Consider the following 15,386-nt stretch of genomic DNA (forward strand, 5'->3'; position numbering starts at 1 on the left):
TGGCGCTTGAGGTTCTAGTTTGCCCGCCGTATCGCAAGAATGGAAAGGATACGGCTTTGTCGAGTATGGAAATGACGGAGAAAAACGGCTGGAGTGAATTGCTGAGCGGGGCGAATCTCTCGCTTCTGACCGTCATCTCCGCCGGTATCGGCCTGCACGCTTTCAACCAGTTCGCGGTGGTGACGGCCTTGCCCGTCGCCGTCAACGAAATCGGCGGCGCGGCCTTCTATAGCTGGGCCTATAGTCTCTATTTCGTCGGTTCCGTGGCGGGCGGCGTCACCGCCGTCCTGTTTCGCGAGCGTTTTGGCGCACGCGTCGTTTTGCTTCTCTGCTGCCTGATCTTTTCTTTCGGTTCGGTCCTCTCGGCAATCGCCGGCGACTTTTTGTGGGTCGTCGTCGGCCGTGCCCTGCAGGGTCTGGCGGACGGGCTGATCGTGGCCGTGTGCTACAGCCTCATTCCCGCCGGTTTCCGCTCCGGCCTGTTGCCGAAGGTCTTCGCCATCGAGGCGGCGATCTGGGCGGTCGCCTCCTTCATCGGCCCGCTGACCGGCGGTTTCGCCACCGAACACATCTCCTGGCGCGCCACTTTCCTCTTGTCGGCGCCGCTGATCCTGCTGCTTCTGGCCTATACCGCCATTGCCGTCTCCGCCGAGCGGCCGGTGGCGGCGACGCGTAAACCGCTGGTGCCGCTGCTTCTCTGCCTCGTCGGCGCATTGGCGTTTTCCGCGCCTTCCGCCTTCGAGGATGCGAGCCTGCGCGCCCTTTCCCTGCTGGTGGGCGCGGCGCTGCTGTGGGCCTCGCTGCGCGCGGGCACCCGGCCTTCAATCGGTCTTTTCCCCAAGGATTCCTTTCGGCTGAAGACGGTGCTCGGCAGCGGTTTCTGGGTGCTGTTCCTGATGTCCTATGCCCATGCGCTGGGCAGCGTCTATCTCGCTTATGTCGCCATCAATCTCTGGCGGCATGAACCGACCTTTGCCGGTTTCATCGTGGTGACGATGCCGCTTGCCTGGAGCTTCGTGGCGATGCTGATCGGCAGCCTGCGTTCTGCCCGCCTTCGGGAGATTTGCCTGCATTACGGTCCTTACCAGATGGTGCCGGGCTGCGCGCTGCTGGGGCTCGGGCTGGCAACCGGCAACTGGGGAGAAATGCTCGTCGGGCAAATTCTGATCGGCTCCGCCTTCGGCATGTCATGGGCCGGCATCAGCCAGGCCGCCATGGAGGCCGCACCGGAAGAGGAACGCAAGATGACGGGCGCACTGCTGCCGACGGTCGCGACCCTGGGCGCTGCCGCCGGTGCCGGCGCCAGCGGCACCGTCGCCGCTGCCACCGATCTGGTGGGGCAGATCGAGCGGGCGGATGTGACGATGCCGATGGTTTATCTCTATGGGCTGGGTGTGGTCGTATCGCTGCTGGCGATCATGACCGCCAGCGGGTTGCGGGGCGAAAGGCGGCTCTTCCGCCACCTTCAGGACTGAGTGGTGGCGATGGCGATCGCCGCCAGGTAAACGACGAAGGCCATGATCGCGATCGCACCGATAATGATGACGATGCCCTTGCCGGCGCGTTTTTTCTCGGCCTTGTTTTCATTGGCTTCGGTCGGAAACAGGATCGGATCGCTGGTGTCGCGGATTTTGGTCATGCCGTCTCTCCTTATCCGTGGAATGGGCGGTTTCGGTCTATCAACCGCCCAATCCGCCAAAAGGTTCCTCACGGTTTCAGCGCCCAGCTGGTGGCATGCACCACCGCGCCGGGGGCGGCCTTCAGCAGCGCCGAGCGTACCGGTTCGAAACCTTCGAGGCGCTTGGTGCCCACATATCGGCCACGATTGGCGAAGACTTCGATGGAGCCGTAATCGAGAAAGATGCGGATGCGCGAGGCCCTTGCGCCCCTGGCGATATAATGCGGCGAGGGGCCGTCACGCCCGTCCTCGTGGCGGATCCACAGCCCCGTTTCATCGGAAACGACGCCCAGCTCGACCGCCGGATGGTCGAGCACCAGTTCGAAGGGCGCGCCGGGCGAGGCAAGCTCGAACAATATTTCCACCGCCCCGTTGATGAAGGTGATGCGTTCGCCGGCGGCAAGCCGCGTGCGGTCGAGAATATGGCTGCGCAGGCTTTCCGCCGCGCCGATGGGCGGGGTCAGAAGCTCGCCGTTCACATAATGAATCCGGCGCGGCAGCGTCATGGAGGTGGGGAAATCGATCTCCGGATTGGCATCCGCCCAATTGGCCAGCCAGCCCATGCCGATGATGCTGTCGCCATCCAGAAAGGCCTGGAAGGCGTAATTGTCGGTGCCGAAATCCAGCTCCTGCCCGGATTCCTTGGTGAAGACCTTGCCGTCAAACCAGCCGACATCGGCCATGGTCAGGTTCTTGCGGCCGGTTTCCGGGTCCTCCGAGTGCATCAGCCCGTAAATCAATACCCAGCGGGTGGAGCGGGCATTGGCGGGGCCGTCGAGCGGCAGCAGGCAGGGGCATTCGATGGCCGTGGTTTTATAGCGCGTTTCCACCCACAGCTTGCCCACATAGGTCCAGCCCGATGCGGCGGTGGGGTCCAGCGTCTCGTAGAGCAGGATGACGCCGCCGCCATCGCTCTGGCTGCCGAGCACCATTTTCCACAGGCCGTCGGGACCGCGAAAGACGTAAGGATCGCGGAAATCCGGCGTCAGCCCCTGTCCGTCCGGACGAGTGCCGAGAATGACCTCCGCCTGCCCGGCCATGATGAGATCGGAGGAGGTGGCGGTGAGCTGTATCTGCTGTTCGGGAATGCGATCCTGCACCTGTTCGGTGAAGAACACCCGGATGCCCGTTCCTTCAACCAGCGGAATGGTGGAACCGGAATAAGCGCCGCCGCGCTTGTCCGGCCGCGTCGTCAGATCCTCGGAAGGGAAAAGGAAGATCGGCAGGTGCCGCCAGCGCAGATAATCCGACGAGACGGCATGGCCCCAATGCATGGTGTTCCAGCGAAGCCCGTGCGAATAATGCTGATAGAACAGATGCGGCCGCCCCTCGAAACGTCCGAAACCGTTGGGGTCGTTCATCCAGCCGAAGGGCGGGCGAAAATGATAGCTGCCGGGAAGTTCGGGTGCGGCATTGTCCGGCTTGGTATGGACGACGGTGATGCCGGTTTCGAGCACATCCGACGCGGTGAACCAGTAGATGACGGAAACGGCGGTCGTGACCGTGTCGTAACTCAGCTCCACATGGCCGCCGCCGAAAACCTGATAGATTCGAAAACCGAACTCTTCCGTGTTGACGCTTGAAACCTCAGCGAATTTTCCGTTCTGATTGGAAAAGGAGACGGCACCGGGCTCGGCATCTTTCTTCGCCTTCAGCCAGACATGGAAGGTGGCGTTGACGGGCAGATCGGTATGAATGGTGCGGATGGCGCTTTCCGGCTCGGCTGTGGCTTCAACGACGGTCATTGCTTTTCCTTTCCTTCGGCATTCTGCGGGTCAAGCATAGGAACGATGATGGCGCGGGAAAGTTCATTGCGCAAAATTGAATGAGGCGATGGAGGAGCTTGGGCATTTATCGCTCGCATCCGCCGCCTTCCGGCCCCATATAGGGGCAAAGCAGGGAGTTTATCCGTGATGAAATTCGACAATTCCTATGCCCGCCTGCCGGAACGGTTCAGTGCCGCCGTGTTGCCGACGCCGGTGAAGGCGCCGCGGCTCATCGCCTTCAATCGTGGGCTGGCCGATGAACTCCTTCTCGATGTGGCCGGCCTTGACGATGAAAGGCTGGCGGCGATCTTTTCCGGCAATGTCGTGCCGCAGGGGGCCGAGCCGCTGGCCATGGCCTATGCCGGCCACCAGTTCGGCGGTTTCGTGCCGCAGTTGGGCGATGGCCGCGCCATTCTGCTGGGCGAGGTGATCGACAGGAACGGCAAACGCCGCGATATCCAGCTCAAGGGCTCCGGCCCGACGCCGTTTTCGCGCCGGGGCGACGGGCGCGCGGCCCTTGGCCCGGTGCTGCGCGAATATATCGTGTCGGAGGCGATGTTTGCGCTCGGCATTCCCGCCACACGGGCGCTGGCGGCCGTCCTTTCCGGCGAAAGGGTGCAGCGCGAAGTCGGTCTGCCGGGCGGTGTTTTCACCCGCGTTGCGGCAAGCCATATTCGGGTCGGCACCTTCCAGTTCTTCGCCGCCCGCGAGGATGACGAGGCGATCAGGAACCTTGCGGACTATGTGATCGACCGTCACTATCCCGAGGCGAAAGGCGCTGATAATCCTTACCTCGCCCTGCTGCAAGGCATAGCGCAACGGCAATGCGACCTCATCGCCCGCTGGATGATGGTGGGCTTCATCCATGGTGTGATGAATACCGACAATATGGCGGTGTCAGGCGAAACCATCGATTTCGGCCCCTGCGCTTTCCTTGACGAATATCACCCCAACAAGGTCTTCTCCTCCATCGATGCGCAGGGCCGTTACGCCTTCAACAACCAGCCGGGCATTGCGCAATGGAACATTGCAAGGCTGGCGGAATGCCTGCTGCCGCTGCTCGATCCGCAGGTGGAGAAAGCCGCCGAACTCGCCAATGCCGTCCTCGCCGATTTCGCCGCCGCCTTTCCCAAACGCTGGCTTTCCGGCATGCGCGAAAAGCTTGGCCTGACGGCGGAGGAAGAGGGCGACATCGATCTGGTGCAGGCGCTGCTGGCGCTGATGCAGGCATCGGAGGCGGATTATACGCTGACCTTCCGGCGTCTTTCCCATGCGGCCAATGGCGATGCCGAACCGTTTCGCGGCATGTTCATCGATATTGCGGGGGCGGACGAATTTCTGGCGCGCTGGCGGGAAAGAGCCGGTCGCGAGGGGATTTCCGATTCCGAACGATCAGCGGCGATGCTGGCCGCCAATCCGGCCATCATTCCGCGCAACCACCGCATCGAGGAACTGATAGAGGCAGCGGTGGAAGAGGGGGATTTCGAGCCCTTCCACGCCATGCTGACCGCGATTGCAACGCCCTTCGATGAACGGCCGGACAATTTCGTCTATATGCAGCCGCCGATGAGCCATGAGCGGGTCTTCAGGACGTTTTGCGGGACGTAACGGGTTCGTCAATCCTCACCGTCATGCCGGACTTGATCCGGCATCCAGCCGCCGCGCGTCTGCGCGGCGAGAGAAGCCTTGTCAGCCCAAGGACTTGGGCTGGCTGGATACCGGCTCGAGGCCGGTATGACGGAGGAATGGGAGGAGATGTTCTCCCACCCGTCTTCTCTTTTTCACCCAACCCGCGCCAGCGGCTCATGCGCGCCATAATAGTGGCCGAACCGGTTTTCGAGGAATTTCGGCAGGGCCACTTCCTCCTGTCGCACGAAGCCCTTCTGCGGCAGGGCGCCTTCGGCGAGCAGATCGAGAACCGTGCAGATGCCGGCGGCGGTGGTAATCTGGATGGCGCTCATCATCCGGCCGGAAACCGGGCCGGCATAGACCTTGTTGGCATAGGTTTCCTGCAGGAAACGGCCGTTGCGGGTGCCGCAGACGGTGACGAAGACGATGACCACATCCTGCATGGTGCCGGGCAGGGCGTTTTCGAACAGGTCCTTCAGCACATCGCGGCGATTGCGCAGGTTGAGGTCGTTCAGAAGCGCCTTCATGATCGCGACATGGCCGGGGTAACGGATGGTGCGGTAATTCATCGTGCGCACCTTGCCTTCCAGCGTGGCGCAGAGCGTGCCAAGCCCGCCCGAGGTGTTGAAGGCCTCATAGGTGACGCCGTCGAGCGAGAATTCCTCACGTTCCTCCAGCGCCGGAACGGCGGTAAGGCGGCCTTCGACGATCGCTTCGCAGGGCTCGATATATTCGTTGATCAGCCCGTCCGTGCTCCAGGTGAGGTTGTAGTTGAGCGCATTGGACGGATATTGCGGCAGCGCGCCGACGCGCATCCTCACGCTGTCCAGCTTGTCGAACTTGGCGGCAAGATCGGCGGCGACGATGGAGATGAAGCCGGGGGCAAGGCCGCATTGCGGAATGAGTGCCGTCCCGGCCGTTTCCGCCAAGGCCTTGACCTTGCGGGTGGATTCGACGTCTTCGGTGAGATCGAGATAATGCGTGCCGACGGTAACGGCCGCTTCGGCGATGCCCGCCGTCAGGTGGAAGGGGGCGGCGGAAAGCACGGCGAATTTGCCCTTCAGCAGTGCTTCCAGAGCGGGACGGTCGGTGATGTCGACGATTTCGGTATCGACCCGTTCATGCGCCGGCACATTGGCCAGCTGATCGGCCGAACGGTCGGCGACGGTGATGCGATAATCGCCGGTGGCGGCCAGCATCCAGGCGATGGCCGAACCGATATTGCCCGCGCCGATGACGACAATGTTTTTCATGTTTTTGTTCCCCGCAGTGAATGCAAATGTGTCAGCGCAGATGCGCTTCGAGAACAGAATGCCAGTTTTTATTGACGATTCGCAGCTTCACTATGTGCGGATAGCGGGTTAATATTGAGCAATAAGACGACAGGATTGGTCACTATGACGATTGCCGACAAGGATCGGGCGCTGCTCGCCCTGCTTTCCGAAAATGCCCGCATGCCGGTGGCGGAACTGGCGCGCAAGCTTGGCCTTTCACGCACCACGGTGCAGGCCCGTATCGAGCGGCTGGAGGCGGACGGGGTGATCGCGGGTTATGGCCTCAGGCTTTCGGAAAGCTATCTTTCCGGGCTGGTGCGCGCCCATGTGCTGATTACCATCGCACCGAAGGCGCTGCCGGGCGTAACGGCGGCGCTTGCCGCCATCAAGGAGGTGACGACGCTGCATTCGGTGAGCGGCACCTTCGACCTCATCGCCATTCTGGCCGCGCCTTCGATCCTCGATCTCGACAGGTTGATCGACCGGATCGGCGCGCTTGACGGCGTGGAGCGCACGCTGTCGTCGATCATTCTGTCGACGCGGATTTCGCGGTAGGAGCGTTTGAGGGAGTGGAAGATACGCGAAACCCACTTCCGTCATGCCGGACTTGATCCGGCATCCAGCCGCCGCGCGTCTGCGCGGCGAATAGAGTCTTTTCAGCCCATGGACTTGGGCTGACTGGATACCGGATCAAGTCCGGTATGACGGAAGCGATGGTCTGCAAAACGAAACAACAAAGGAGCTTGCCGCTCCCATGTTTCTCTCGCTACGCGAGAGCGAAGACCGTCTAAACCACCGCCCGCTCATCATAAGCCTTCTGCGCCGCCATCACCGCGTCGATATTGCCCTCCGCCCAATGGGCAAGCGCCGCCACCGTGTCGGTCAGCGTCCGCCCCAGCGGCGTCAGCGAATATTCGACCGTCACCGGCACGGTCGGGAACACCTGCCTCGAAATCAGCCCGTCGCGCTCGAGCTTCTTCAGCGTCTGCGACAGGACTTTCTGCGAAATGCCTTTGATCTCCCGCCGCAGCAGATTGAAGCGCACCGCTTCCACCCGCAGCCGGTCGAGGATCAGCAGCGCCCATTTGTCGGCGATCCTGTCCAGCACCATGCGGGTGGGGCAGCGGTCTTCATAGACGTCATAGATACGTTCCATGGGTTTGTTCCGTCGTTTCAGGGCCATGCCGGTTTCCGCAAGGAAACCAGATAACCGAAAAGTGCTCTCTTTTCATGATTTCGCAAACGCAGTACCTGCGTTTTCGAAACATGGTTTCCATTAGATACTACGGAGATTTGAGATGACAGGCAAGATACTCGTAATCGGTTCCACCGGCACCATCGGCACACCGCTGGTGAAGGCGCTGCTTTCCAAGGGCGAAAGCGTGAAGGCCGCCTCGCGCAGCGGCAACGCCACGGACGGCGCGGAAGGGGTACGTTTCGATTATACCGACGCCTCGACTTATGCGGATGCCTTCGACGGTGTCGACCGTCTGTTCCTTATCCTCGCGGGCGGGCGGCTGGATGCCATCGACGCGCTGACGCCCGTTGTCGAGGAGGCGGCGCGCCGCAGGGTGAAGATCGTGTTCCTCAGCGTCCTCGGCGTCGATGCCGATGATTCCATCCCCTATCGCCAGATCGAGCTGAAGATCATCGCTTCGGGCACGCCTTACGTCATCCTGCGCCCTAACTGGTTTGCCGATAATTTCCACAGCTACTGGAAGGCCGGCATCGATCACGGCCAGATCGCCGTGCCGGCCGGCGAGGGCAAGTCGAGCTTCATCGATGTGCGCGATATCGCCGACAGCGCCGCCGCAGCCCTGACTTCTGACGCCTTTAACGGCAAGGCTTTCAACCTGACGGGTCCGAAGGCCTTCGGTTACGGCGAAGCGGCCGCGCTGATATCGCAGGCGATCGGCAAGCCGGTGTCCTACGCTGCCGTTTCGGATGAGGTCTTCATCGGCATCCTCACCGGTGCGGGCGTGCCGCAGGACTATGCCTCGTTCCTCGCCTCGATCTTTTATCCCGTGCGCGAAGGCTGGACAGCGGTGGTAACCGGCGATGTCGAGACGCTGACCGGCCATGCGCCGCGTTCACTGGAGACCTATATCGCCGACAATCTGGACCGGCTGAAGGGCTGAGGCTCAAAGCGAGCCCGCCGCGCTCAAGCCGGATCGGTGGAGCCGCGGCGGGCCTTGAAGAACATTTTCAGCCGCTGGATATCCTCCGCGTTCCAGCCGCTTGGTGCAGTTACTTCCGTCCATGCATCGATATAATGTTCCGGCGCATAGACGTGGCCATAACCGATGGGCGCGGTGGTGGCGGCGGCGACATCGAGGCCGAGTTGCAGCAGGGTGACGACCGGGAACCAGCGGAAGGATGTGGAAACGTCGGGCCCGTGATGCGCCATCCATTGCGGCCGGCGGTAGAGCGAGGCGGCTTCGAAGAAGGTGATCGGGTCGCTGGCATATTGCAGATAGACGATCCGCATCGGGCCCCATTCCGCATCGGGCATATGGGCGGTGGTATACTGGTTGGCGAAGCGGATGACGGAGGAATCGCGGAAGCGCGGCAGCCATTCCGGCGTGCCCTTCACCCGGCCATTGGTGGCCATGCGCCATGTCGGGCTGGAAAAGGGCGGACCGCTCCACAGCGCACCCTGGAACGGGTCGGAGAGCACATCGTAAAGATCCGAGGATTTCTGCGAGTTGAGCGAACCGAGGCTGAGGCCATGCAGGTAAAGCTTCGGCCGCGTTTCCTTCGGCAGCGTGGTCCAGTAGCCATAGACGGCCTCGAACAGGGCGCGCGCCGTCTCGACACCGTAATCCGGCTCCGTCAGCAGCGCGATCCAGCTGGAGAGATAGGAATATTGCACGGCGACGCTGGCGATATCGCCATCATGCAGATATTCGACCGTATCGAGCGCCTCCGGGTCGATCCAGCCGGTGCCGGTAGGAATGACCACCAGAAGCACCTTGCGCTCGAAACCGCCGACCCGTTTCAGCTCCTCCAGCGCCAAGGCCGCTCTTTCTTCTGGCGTCGAAGCCGAGTTGAGGCCCGCATAGACCCTGAGCGGCTCCTTTGCCGGGCGATGGGTGAAGGCGGATATCTCTGCGCTCGCCGGGCCTTCGGCGACGAATTCGCGCCCGCGACGGCCGAGCGATTCCCATGTCATCAGCGAAGCGCTGCTGCCGGTCTTGAGCGCATCTGACGGGCGCGGCACGTCGGGTTCGATCAGCGCATCCACCTGTTTCAGCGAGGAATCGGCAAATCTGAGGCCGATGTCGAAGATCAGCCCATTGAGCAGCATCCATGAGAGGATGATTGCCACCGCGATGCCCAGCACATTGGCAAGGCGTCGCGGCAGGAAATGGCGGCTGCGCGCGGCAAAGAACCGGCGGATAAGCTGAAACAGCCGGCCGGCGCCGATGAGGATGGCGGCGACCAGCACCGCAAGGCCGCCAGTCTTGGTGGGATGGGCACTGGGCAGCGGATCGAGCTCCATCAAAACGCGGATGGAATTCTGCCAGTCCTTCGCCTGCCATAAAAACGCGATGGCCGTAATGGCGGCGGCAAGTGCGATGAGAAAACGAATGCCGCGCGCATTATGGTGCGAGGGTTCGGGCAGCTCCAGATAGGCCCAGATGGCGTGCAGGGCGACACCGATCAGATAACCGATGGCGAAGGAAAAGCCGCACAGCACGCCCTGCATCAGCCAGGTGCGCGGCAAGAGCGAGGGCGTGAGTGAAGCGCAGAACAGAATAGTGCCGAAGACGATGCCGGTTGCCGAAAGACCTGCAAACAACCGCTCAACCCATTGTTTCACCAACTTGACTCGCCCCTTGTGCTCACCGCCTGGTGCTGAGTGTAATATGTGACGGACGAGGGTGCAAATCCTGCGATCAGGATAAAAATCACAAAGATAGGAAAATAATCCTTTACAGCGTGACGGTGGTTTGGTAGTGTTTGGCTACAGTCGGAGATTTGCGGCTGGGTTGATTCAAAATATCAGAGCGCTGGATTTTACAAATAACAAGCCTTTGCTCTCTTCCCTCATTCCTGTGCTTGTCACAGGAATCCAGCCAGCCCAAGTCCTTGGGCTGAAAAGACTCCTTCCGCCGCGCAGACGCGCGTCGACTGGATTCCTGTGACAAGCACAGGAATGAGGGTTGTGGAGAGGCGCCGCCCGCAAATGAACCGCGTGCATCCCGTACCCATTTTCCATCTCTCTCGCAGGCCAATCCCATGACAATGTCCAGCAATTGCGATCCGGCGCTCTACGGCGTCTGGCCGGAAACGCCCGCCTATGCGGGTGAGGACATGCCGGGAGCCGCGCCGGAGACGAAGTCTCGCGCCGACAGGCTGGCTGCCGAAGATGCGGCGCGCAATGGCAGCCTGCGGCAATTGCTGAACGAGCTGACGGAGGAGATGCGCGAGCAGTTCTGCCTGTACCGCAATCTCCGGCAGGCAAGCGAAGCGGCCTTTCTGGCGACGGCGGAGGATGCTTCGGGCAAGCTGGCGCGCGCCGATGTGAAGGCCGCGACGGACCAGCTTTCGCTGATCGTGCGCACGCTGGAGCGGATCGACGCCCTGCAACGGGTGCTGGCGGAGGAGAGGGAAGCTCTTTTCGGCGAAGACGAAACCGAGGCCGGGGATTACGAAGCGGCGGTGGCGCATTTCCTCAACCGCATCGACGAACTGGCTGAACAGAAATGCCGTGCGAAGATGGAGGCCGATCCCGCCCGCAGCCCATCCGCAGAAGCCGACACATGACGGATATGTCGACCGGACCCCATCTGGAGGCGCAGGTCTTCAACCTCCTGCGCGACTGGCGTTTCATCGGCAACCTGCCGCAGCAGCCGCCGGAGGGCGACTGGCGGACATGGCTTTTGATCGGCGGGCGCGGTTCCGGCAAGACCCGTGCCGGGGCGGAATGGGTGCATCGTGTCGCATCCGCCGGCAAACAGTCGGATTTGCGCATCGCGCTCGTAGCCGAAACGCTGGGCGACGCCCGCGAGGTGATGATCGACGGCATTTCCGGCATCTGCCGTATTGCCCGCCGCCATCGCCCCGCCTTCGAGGTTTCGCGCCGGCGGCTCCTTTGGCCCAACGGCGCGATGGCGCAGGTGTTTTCCTCGGAAGACCCGGAAAGCCTGCGCGGCCCGCAGTTTCACATGGCCTGGGCGGATGAGCTGGGCAAATGGAAATATCCGCAGGAAACCTGGGATATGCTGCAATTCGGCCTGCGTCTGGGTGAAACGCCCCGGCAATTGGTGACCACCACGCCACGGCCCATTCCGCTTTTAAAGGCGCTTCTCGCCGATCCCTCGACACGTGTGGCGCGGATGCCGACGGCCATGAATGCACGCAATCTCTCGCCCGGTTTTCTCAAAGCCATGCAGGACCGCTATGGCGGCACCCGGCTGGGGCGTCAGGAAATCGGCGGTGAATTGATCGACGAGCGCGAGGGCGCGCTGTGGAAACGTGCCGATCTGGAAGCGATTGTCGAAGCGGCGCATGAAACGCTTATGCGGATCGTGGTGGCGGTCGACCCGCCCGCCGGCGTGGGTGAACATTCCTGTTGCGGCATCGTCGTGGCGGGGCTCGGCATGTCCGGGCGTCTTAACGTGCTTGCGGATTGTTCGGTGGAGGGCGAAACGCCGGCCGGCTGGGCCCGCGCCGTGGTCGCCGCCTTTCGCCGCCACGAGGCGGACCGGGTGGTGGCGGAGGTCAATCAGGGCGGCGAGATGGTGCGCGCCATGCTGCAGAGCATCGACGCCAACCTGCCGCTGACGCTGGTGCGGGCGAGCCGCGGCAAATTCACCCGCGCCGAGCCGGTCGCTGCACTCTACGAACAGGGCAGGGTGCGCCACGCCGCGCGGTTTGAAAAGCTGGAAGACCAGATGACGGATTTCGGGCCGGATGGTCTTTCGTCGGGGCGCTCGCCGGATCGGCTGGATGCGCTCGTCTGGGCGATAACCGCGCTGACGACGATGGTGGTGAGTGAACCGAAGGTGCGGGGGATGTAACTTCGTGGGTGATTGGCTCAGGCGAATGCATGCCAATTGCAGGCCGAGCGGATACCGCCTGTTTCTTCTCCCCGCCGGGGAGAAGGTGGCGCGCAGCGCCGGATGAGGGGGCCACGGTCAAGATGCGCTGGGAGAGTAGACAGATGCGGAGAGCTTGCCCCCTCATCTGACCCTTCGGGCCATCTTCTCCCCGGCGGGGAGAAGAAAAGCCCAGGCACCGTCAACGCCCGATTTCGGGCGTCTGGCGGATATTATTTCTTCGGGGATTGCGCCGGTTTCGGCTGAGAGCCGGTTTCGCGCATCTGGCGCCACTCGTTTTCGAGACGGTCATAAACGGTCTGGGGGATTGTCGCTGTCATGGTGGCATTCCTCCTTGAATGGTTAACGCTGCAGGATTGCGCGGTGAATGGAGTTAGCGCGCTAAGGTTCCGGAATTCAAGGAATTTTTTACCCCAAAACCCCGGGGCGCGGATTAAAATCGATTAAGGTTTTTTCAAATCGATTTAGTTCCGGCGGCCTGCATGTGGAAAAACCGGGCGTCGTATCGCCCATCATTTTCAGGAGCCATCATGGCCTATGACGAGGCGCGATTCTTCGCGTCGGCGCGGATTTCCATTTTTGCCGGTCGCCTGCGCGCAGCCCAGCTTGCCGGCACTAAAACGATGCTGGCAGGGTTCGAAAAGTCGATGCCGGGCGGCGATCCGCGCTGGCTCGCCTATATGCTGGCGACGGCCTTTCATGAGACGGCGGCGACCATGCAGCCCGTGCGCGAGACATTGGCGGCAAGCGATGCCGAGGCGATGGCAAGGCTCGACCGCGCCTTTGCGGCGGGCAGGCTGCCGATGGTGCGCAAGCCCTATTGGCGGCCGGATACGGAGGGTAAAAGCTGGCTGGGGCGCGGCTTCGTGCAACTGACGCATCGGCGCAATTACGAGGCCATGTCGGCGCTAACGGGCGTCGATCTCCTGGAGCGGCCCGAGCGTGCCATGGAGGCGGAGGTGGCCACCGCGATCCTGATCCACGGCATGGCGGGCGGCGGCTTCACCGGCCGCAGGCTCGCCGATTTCTTCAGCGACGGGCGCGAGGATTGGGACGGCGCCCGCGCCATCATCAATGGCAGCGACCGCGCGCGGCTGGTGGGCGGTTACGGGCGCGCATTTCATCACGCGCTTGTCGCCGCGCGGATTGAACCCGGGCGGGCCAGATGATAACCCGTTACCCGGTGCCGAAAAGGCCGCCTTTTAAGTTTGCATGACAGGTGACACCGTGATCCGCCATATCGTCTTTTTCACCGTTCCCGAGGAAAACCGCGACGCCGTGCGCAGGGGGCTTTCGGGCCTCACCGCGATACCGCATTCGCTGAAGCTGGAAATCGGCGAGAACGTGAAGAAGGACCAATGGGGCAATTCGGTCGATTTCATCGTCTATGGCGAGTTCGAAAACGAGGCGGCGCTGGCCGCTTACAAGGCCGACCCAGCTTATGATCTTTCGACCCGCACGGTAAAGCCGCTGCGCGAGACCCGCGTTGCCGCCGATTTCGACAGCGATACGGCGGTGAAAGCGCCGATCCGGTAAACGTCCGGTTTCACCGAAGTCGGCGCGAAATATTGCCGCTGTGCGGACAGGGTGTCTCACGCGCGACGTCATCCTTGGGCTTGTCCCAAGGATCTGATCACGTCCAATAAAATCGAGACGTTGCAGATGCTCGGGACAGGCCCGAGCATGACGAAAGAGAGCTTTCAGGACGTCGTCAGAAATTTCAGCGCCTACCCTGTCGGTTAAAACCCCACGCGGGCGACGCCGCAGGAGTCGACGCCGCGCGCCATCAAAACAAGGACAACTCCATGCGATTTCCCTTTTCCCTGCCGTGGCTGCGCCCGGCGGATGGCAGAGCCGTGCCTGAAAGCCGGAAAATGGCCGATGGCTTCATGGCGGTTGCCGTGCAGGGCGGGCAGGCCTTCTGGTCGGGCCGGTCCTATGCCGCACTTGCCCGCGAGGGCTTCATGAAGAACCCAGTGGCGCACCGGGCCGCCCGCATGGTGGCGGAGACCTCGGCTTCCGTCAGCTGGCTGCTTTATGATGGCGAAGAGGAACTCGCCGATCATCCGCTCCTGGCGCTGCTCTCAAAACCGGGCGCCCATATGGGCGGGCCGGATTTCTTCGAGGCGCTTTATGGTCACCTCATGCTCGCCGGAAATGCCTATATCGAGCCGCTGATGGTGGGCGGGCGGCTGCGCGAGCTGCATCTGCTGCGGCCCGACCGGGTCAGCATCGTCGAGGGGCCGGATGGCTGGCCGGTGGCCTATGATTACCGCGCCGAGGGCCGCGCCTCCCGGCGCATCGCCGCCGAGCGGGACGGGCTGGGGCTGCTGCATCTGAAACTTTTCCATCCGCTGGATGACCGGGCGGGTTTTGCGCCGCTCGCCTCCGCAGGGGCCGCGCTCGATCTGCACAATGCCGCAAGCCAGTGGAACAAGCGCCTGCTCGACAATTCCGCCCGGCCATCCGGCGCGCTGGTCTACCAGCCGAAGGAGGGCGGTAATCTCTCCACCGAACAATATGAGCGGCTGAAGCGTGAGCTGGAGGAAGGCTATCAGGGGGCGATGAATGCCGGCCGGCCGCTGCTTCTGGAAGGCGGGCTGGACTGGAAGGCCATGGGTCTTTCGCCGCGCGACATGGATTTTCTCGAGGCCCGCAATGGGGCGGCGCGCGATATTGCTCTTTCGCTCGGCGTGCCGCCGATGCTGATCGGCATTCCCGGCGACAATACCTATGCCAATTACCAGGAGGCGAACCGCGCCTTTTATCGCCTGACCGTCCTGCCGCTCGTTTATCGCACGGCATCGAGGCTCTGCGGCTGGCTTTCTCCGGTCTTCGGCTCTGGGCTGAGGCTCGAACCCGATCTCGACAAAATTGCCGGGCTTGCCGGCGAGCGGGATGCGCTCTGGGCACGCATCGGCGCGGCCTCGTTCCTGAGCGACGAGGAAAAGCGCGAAGCCGTCGGTTATTGATC

14 protein-coding genes are annotated in these 15,386 nt (G+C 62.4%); 9 read left to right on the forward strand and 5 right to left on the reverse strand.

Features of this window, described 5'->3' with window-relative positions; all coding sequences use genetic code 11:
* The first annotated feature begins 65 nt into the window (after nucleotides 1-65).
* Nucleotides 66-1,475 carry an MFS transporter gene (locus tag EM858_RS23985; RefSeq protein ID WP_183232568.1) on the forward strand — a complete coding sequence of 470 codons (1,410 nt, stop codon included), beginning with the start codon at nucleotides 66-68 and terminating at the stop codon, nucleotides 1,473-1,475.
* On the opposite strand, the gene EM858_RS23990 is transcribed toward EM858_RS23985, so the two are convergent.
* Nucleotides 1,466-1,639: a hypothetical protein gene (locus EM858_RS23990; RefSeq protein ID WP_127758205.1), complete on the reverse strand. Its 174-nt coding sequence runs from the start codon at nucleotides 1,637-1,639 to the stop codon at nucleotides 1,466-1,468. The two genes, EM858_RS23985 and EM858_RS23990, sit on opposite strands and share 10 nt — an antisense overlap.
* A gap of 68 nt (nucleotides 1,640-1,707) precedes the next feature.
* Nucleotides 1,708-3,423 (reverse strand): glycoside hydrolase family 32 protein, encoded by a 1,716-nt coding sequence (locus tag EM858_RS23995; protein ID WP_127758206.1) that lies wholly within the window; start codon nucleotides 3,421-3,423, stop codon nucleotides 1,708-1,710.
* A gap of 168 nt (nucleotides 3,424-3,591) precedes the next feature.
* On the opposite strand from EM858_RS23995, the gene EM858_RS24000 reads away from it, so the two are divergent.
* Entirely contained in the window at nucleotides 3,592-5,052 is a 1,461-nt protein-coding gene (locus tag EM858_RS24000; RefSeq protein ID WP_080817380.1) for a protein adenylyltransferase SelO, read from the forward strand.
* A 173-nt stretch (nucleotides 5,053-5,225) separates the two neighbouring features.
* Here the strand turns inward: EM858_RS24000 and EM858_RS24010 are convergent, their stop codons facing one another.
* Nucleotides 5,226-6,326 (reverse strand): saccharopine dehydrogenase family protein, encoded by a 1,101-nt coding sequence (locus tag EM858_RS24010; RefSeq protein ID WP_127758207.1) that lies wholly within the window; start codon nucleotides 6,324-6,326, stop codon nucleotides 5,226-5,228.
* 144 nt (nucleotides 6,327-6,470) lie between these two features.
* Between EM858_RS24010 and EM858_RS24015 the strand changes: the two genes are divergently transcribed.
* Complete coding sequence (locus EM858_RS24015; RefSeq protein ID WP_052817598.1) at nucleotides 6,471-6,902, forward strand: Lrp/AsnC family transcriptional regulator; 432 nt, start codon at nucleotides 6,471-6,473, stop codon at nucleotides 6,900-6,902.
* 232 nt (nucleotides 6,903-7,134) lie between these two features.
* Here the strand turns inward: EM858_RS24015 and EM858_RS24020 are convergent, their stop codons facing one another.
* Nucleotides 7,135-7,503 (reverse strand): helix-turn-helix domain-containing protein, encoded by a 369-nt coding sequence (locus tag EM858_RS24020; protein ID WP_065654197.1) that lies wholly within the window; start codon nucleotides 7,501-7,503, stop codon nucleotides 7,135-7,137.
* A 142-nt stretch (nucleotides 7,504-7,645) separates the two neighbouring features.
* On the opposite strand from EM858_RS24020, the gene EM858_RS24025 reads away from it, so the two are divergent.
* The gene (locus tag EM858_RS24025) at nucleotides 7,646-8,485 is read left to right on the forward strand and encodes an SDR family oxidoreductase (RefSeq protein ID WP_127758208.1); all 840 of its coding nucleotides are present in this window, start codon (nucleotides 7,646-7,648) and stop codon (nucleotides 8,483-8,485) included.
* 23 nt (nucleotides 8,486-8,508) lie between these two features.
* Here the strand turns inward: EM858_RS24025 and EM858_RS24030 are convergent, their stop codons facing one another.
* On the reverse strand, nucleotides 8,509-10,149 hold the full coding sequence (locus EM858_RS24030; protein ID WP_164865551.1) for an alpha/beta-hydrolase family protein: 1,641 nt from the start codon (nucleotides 10,147-10,149) through the stop codon (nucleotides 8,509-8,511).
* Between the two features lie 440 nt (nucleotides 10,150-10,589).
* Between EM858_RS24030 and EM858_RS24040 the strand changes: the two genes are divergently transcribed.
* The 5 genes from EM858_RS24040 to EM858_RS24060 all read left to right on the forward strand — a co-directional run bounded on the left by EM858_RS24040 (nucleotide 10,590) and on the right by EM858_RS24060 (nucleotide 15,384).
* Nucleotides 10,590-11,117, forward strand: coding sequence for a hypothetical protein (locus EM858_RS24040; RefSeq protein WP_127758210.1), 528 nt, complete (start codon nucleotides 10,590-10,592; stop codon nucleotides 11,115-11,117).
* Nucleotides 11,114-12,373: a DNA-packaging protein gene (locus EM858_RS24045; RefSeq protein ID WP_164865548.1), complete on the forward strand. Its 1,260-nt coding sequence runs from the start codon at nucleotides 11,114-11,116 to the stop codon at nucleotides 12,371-12,373. Before EM858_RS24040 ends, EM858_RS24045 begins: the two co-directional genes overlap by 4 nt.
* 569 nt (nucleotides 12,374-12,942) lie before the next feature.
* Nucleotides 12,943-13,581, forward strand: coding sequence for a hypothetical protein (locus EM858_RS24050; RefSeq protein ID WP_127758211.1), 639 nt, complete (start codon nucleotides 12,943-12,945; stop codon nucleotides 13,579-13,581).
* A gap of 58 nt (nucleotides 13,582-13,639) precedes the next feature.
* Nucleotides 13,640-13,948, forward strand: coding sequence for a Dabb family protein (locus EM858_RS24055; RefSeq protein WP_003522330.1), 309 nt, complete (start codon nucleotides 13,640-13,642; stop codon nucleotides 13,946-13,948).
* A 269-nt stretch (nucleotides 13,949-14,217) separates the two neighbouring features.
* Nucleotides 14,218-15,384, forward strand: a complete 1,167-nt coding sequence (locus EM858_RS24060) for a phage portal protein (RefSeq protein WP_127758212.1) — start codon at nucleotides 14,218-14,220, stop codon at nucleotides 15,382-15,384.
* Nucleotides 15,385-15,386: the final 2 nt, after the last annotated feature.

The sequence above is a fragment of the Agrobacterium sp. CNPSo 2736 genome (genome assembly GCF_004005385.1).
Taxonomy (GTDB): domain Bacteria; phylum Pseudomonadota; class Alphaproteobacteria; order Rhizobiales; family Rhizobiaceae; genus Agrobacterium; species Agrobacterium leguminum.

Excerpts from the sequence above, each read along its gene's own strand:
- EM858_RS23985 (WP_183232568.1), top strand. The coding sequence starts at position 66 with ATGGAAATGACGGAGAAAAACGGCTGGAGTGAATTGCTGAGCGGGGCG.
- EM858_RS23990 (WP_127758205.1), bottom strand. The coding sequence starts at position 1,639 with ATGACCAAAATCCGCGACACCAGCGATCCGATCCTGTTTCCGACCGAA.
- EM858_RS23995 (WP_127758206.1), bottom strand. The coding sequence starts at position 3,423 with ATGACCGTCGTTGAAGCCACAGCCGAGCCGGAAAGCGCCATCCGCACC.
- EM858_RS24000 (WP_080817380.1), top strand. The coding sequence starts at position 3,592 with ATGAAATTCGACAATTCCTATGCCCGCCTGCCGGAACGGTTCAGTGCC.
- EM858_RS24010 (WP_127758207.1), bottom strand. The coding sequence starts at position 6,326 with ATGAAAAACATTGTCGTCATCGGCGCGGGCAATATCGGTTCGGCCATC.
- EM858_RS24015 (WP_052817598.1), top strand. The coding sequence starts at position 6,471 with ATGACGATTGCCGACAAGGATCGGGCGCTGCTCGCCCTGCTTTCCGAA.
- EM858_RS24020 (WP_065654197.1), bottom strand. The coding sequence starts at position 7,503 with ATGGAACGTATCTATGACGTCTATGAAGACCGCTGCCCCACCCGCATG.
- EM858_RS24025 (WP_127758208.1), top strand. The coding sequence starts at position 7,646 with ATGACAGGCAAGATACTCGTAATCGGTTCCACCGGCACCATCGGCACA.
- EM858_RS24040 (WP_127758210.1), top strand. The coding sequence starts at position 10,590 with ATGACAATGTCCAGCAATTGCGATCCGGCGCTCTACGGCGTCTGGCCG.
- EM858_RS24045 (WP_164865548.1), top strand. The coding sequence starts at position 11,114 with ATGACGGATATGTCGACCGGACCCCATCTGGAGGCGCAGGTCTTCAAC.
- EM858_RS24050 (WP_127758211.1), top strand. The coding sequence starts at position 12,943 with ATGGCCTATGACGAGGCGCGATTCTTCGCGTCGGCGCGGATTTCCATT.
- EM858_RS24060 (WP_127758212.1), top strand. The coding sequence starts at position 14,218 with ATGCGATTTCCCTTTTCCCTGCCGTGGCTGCGCCCGGCGGATGGCAGA.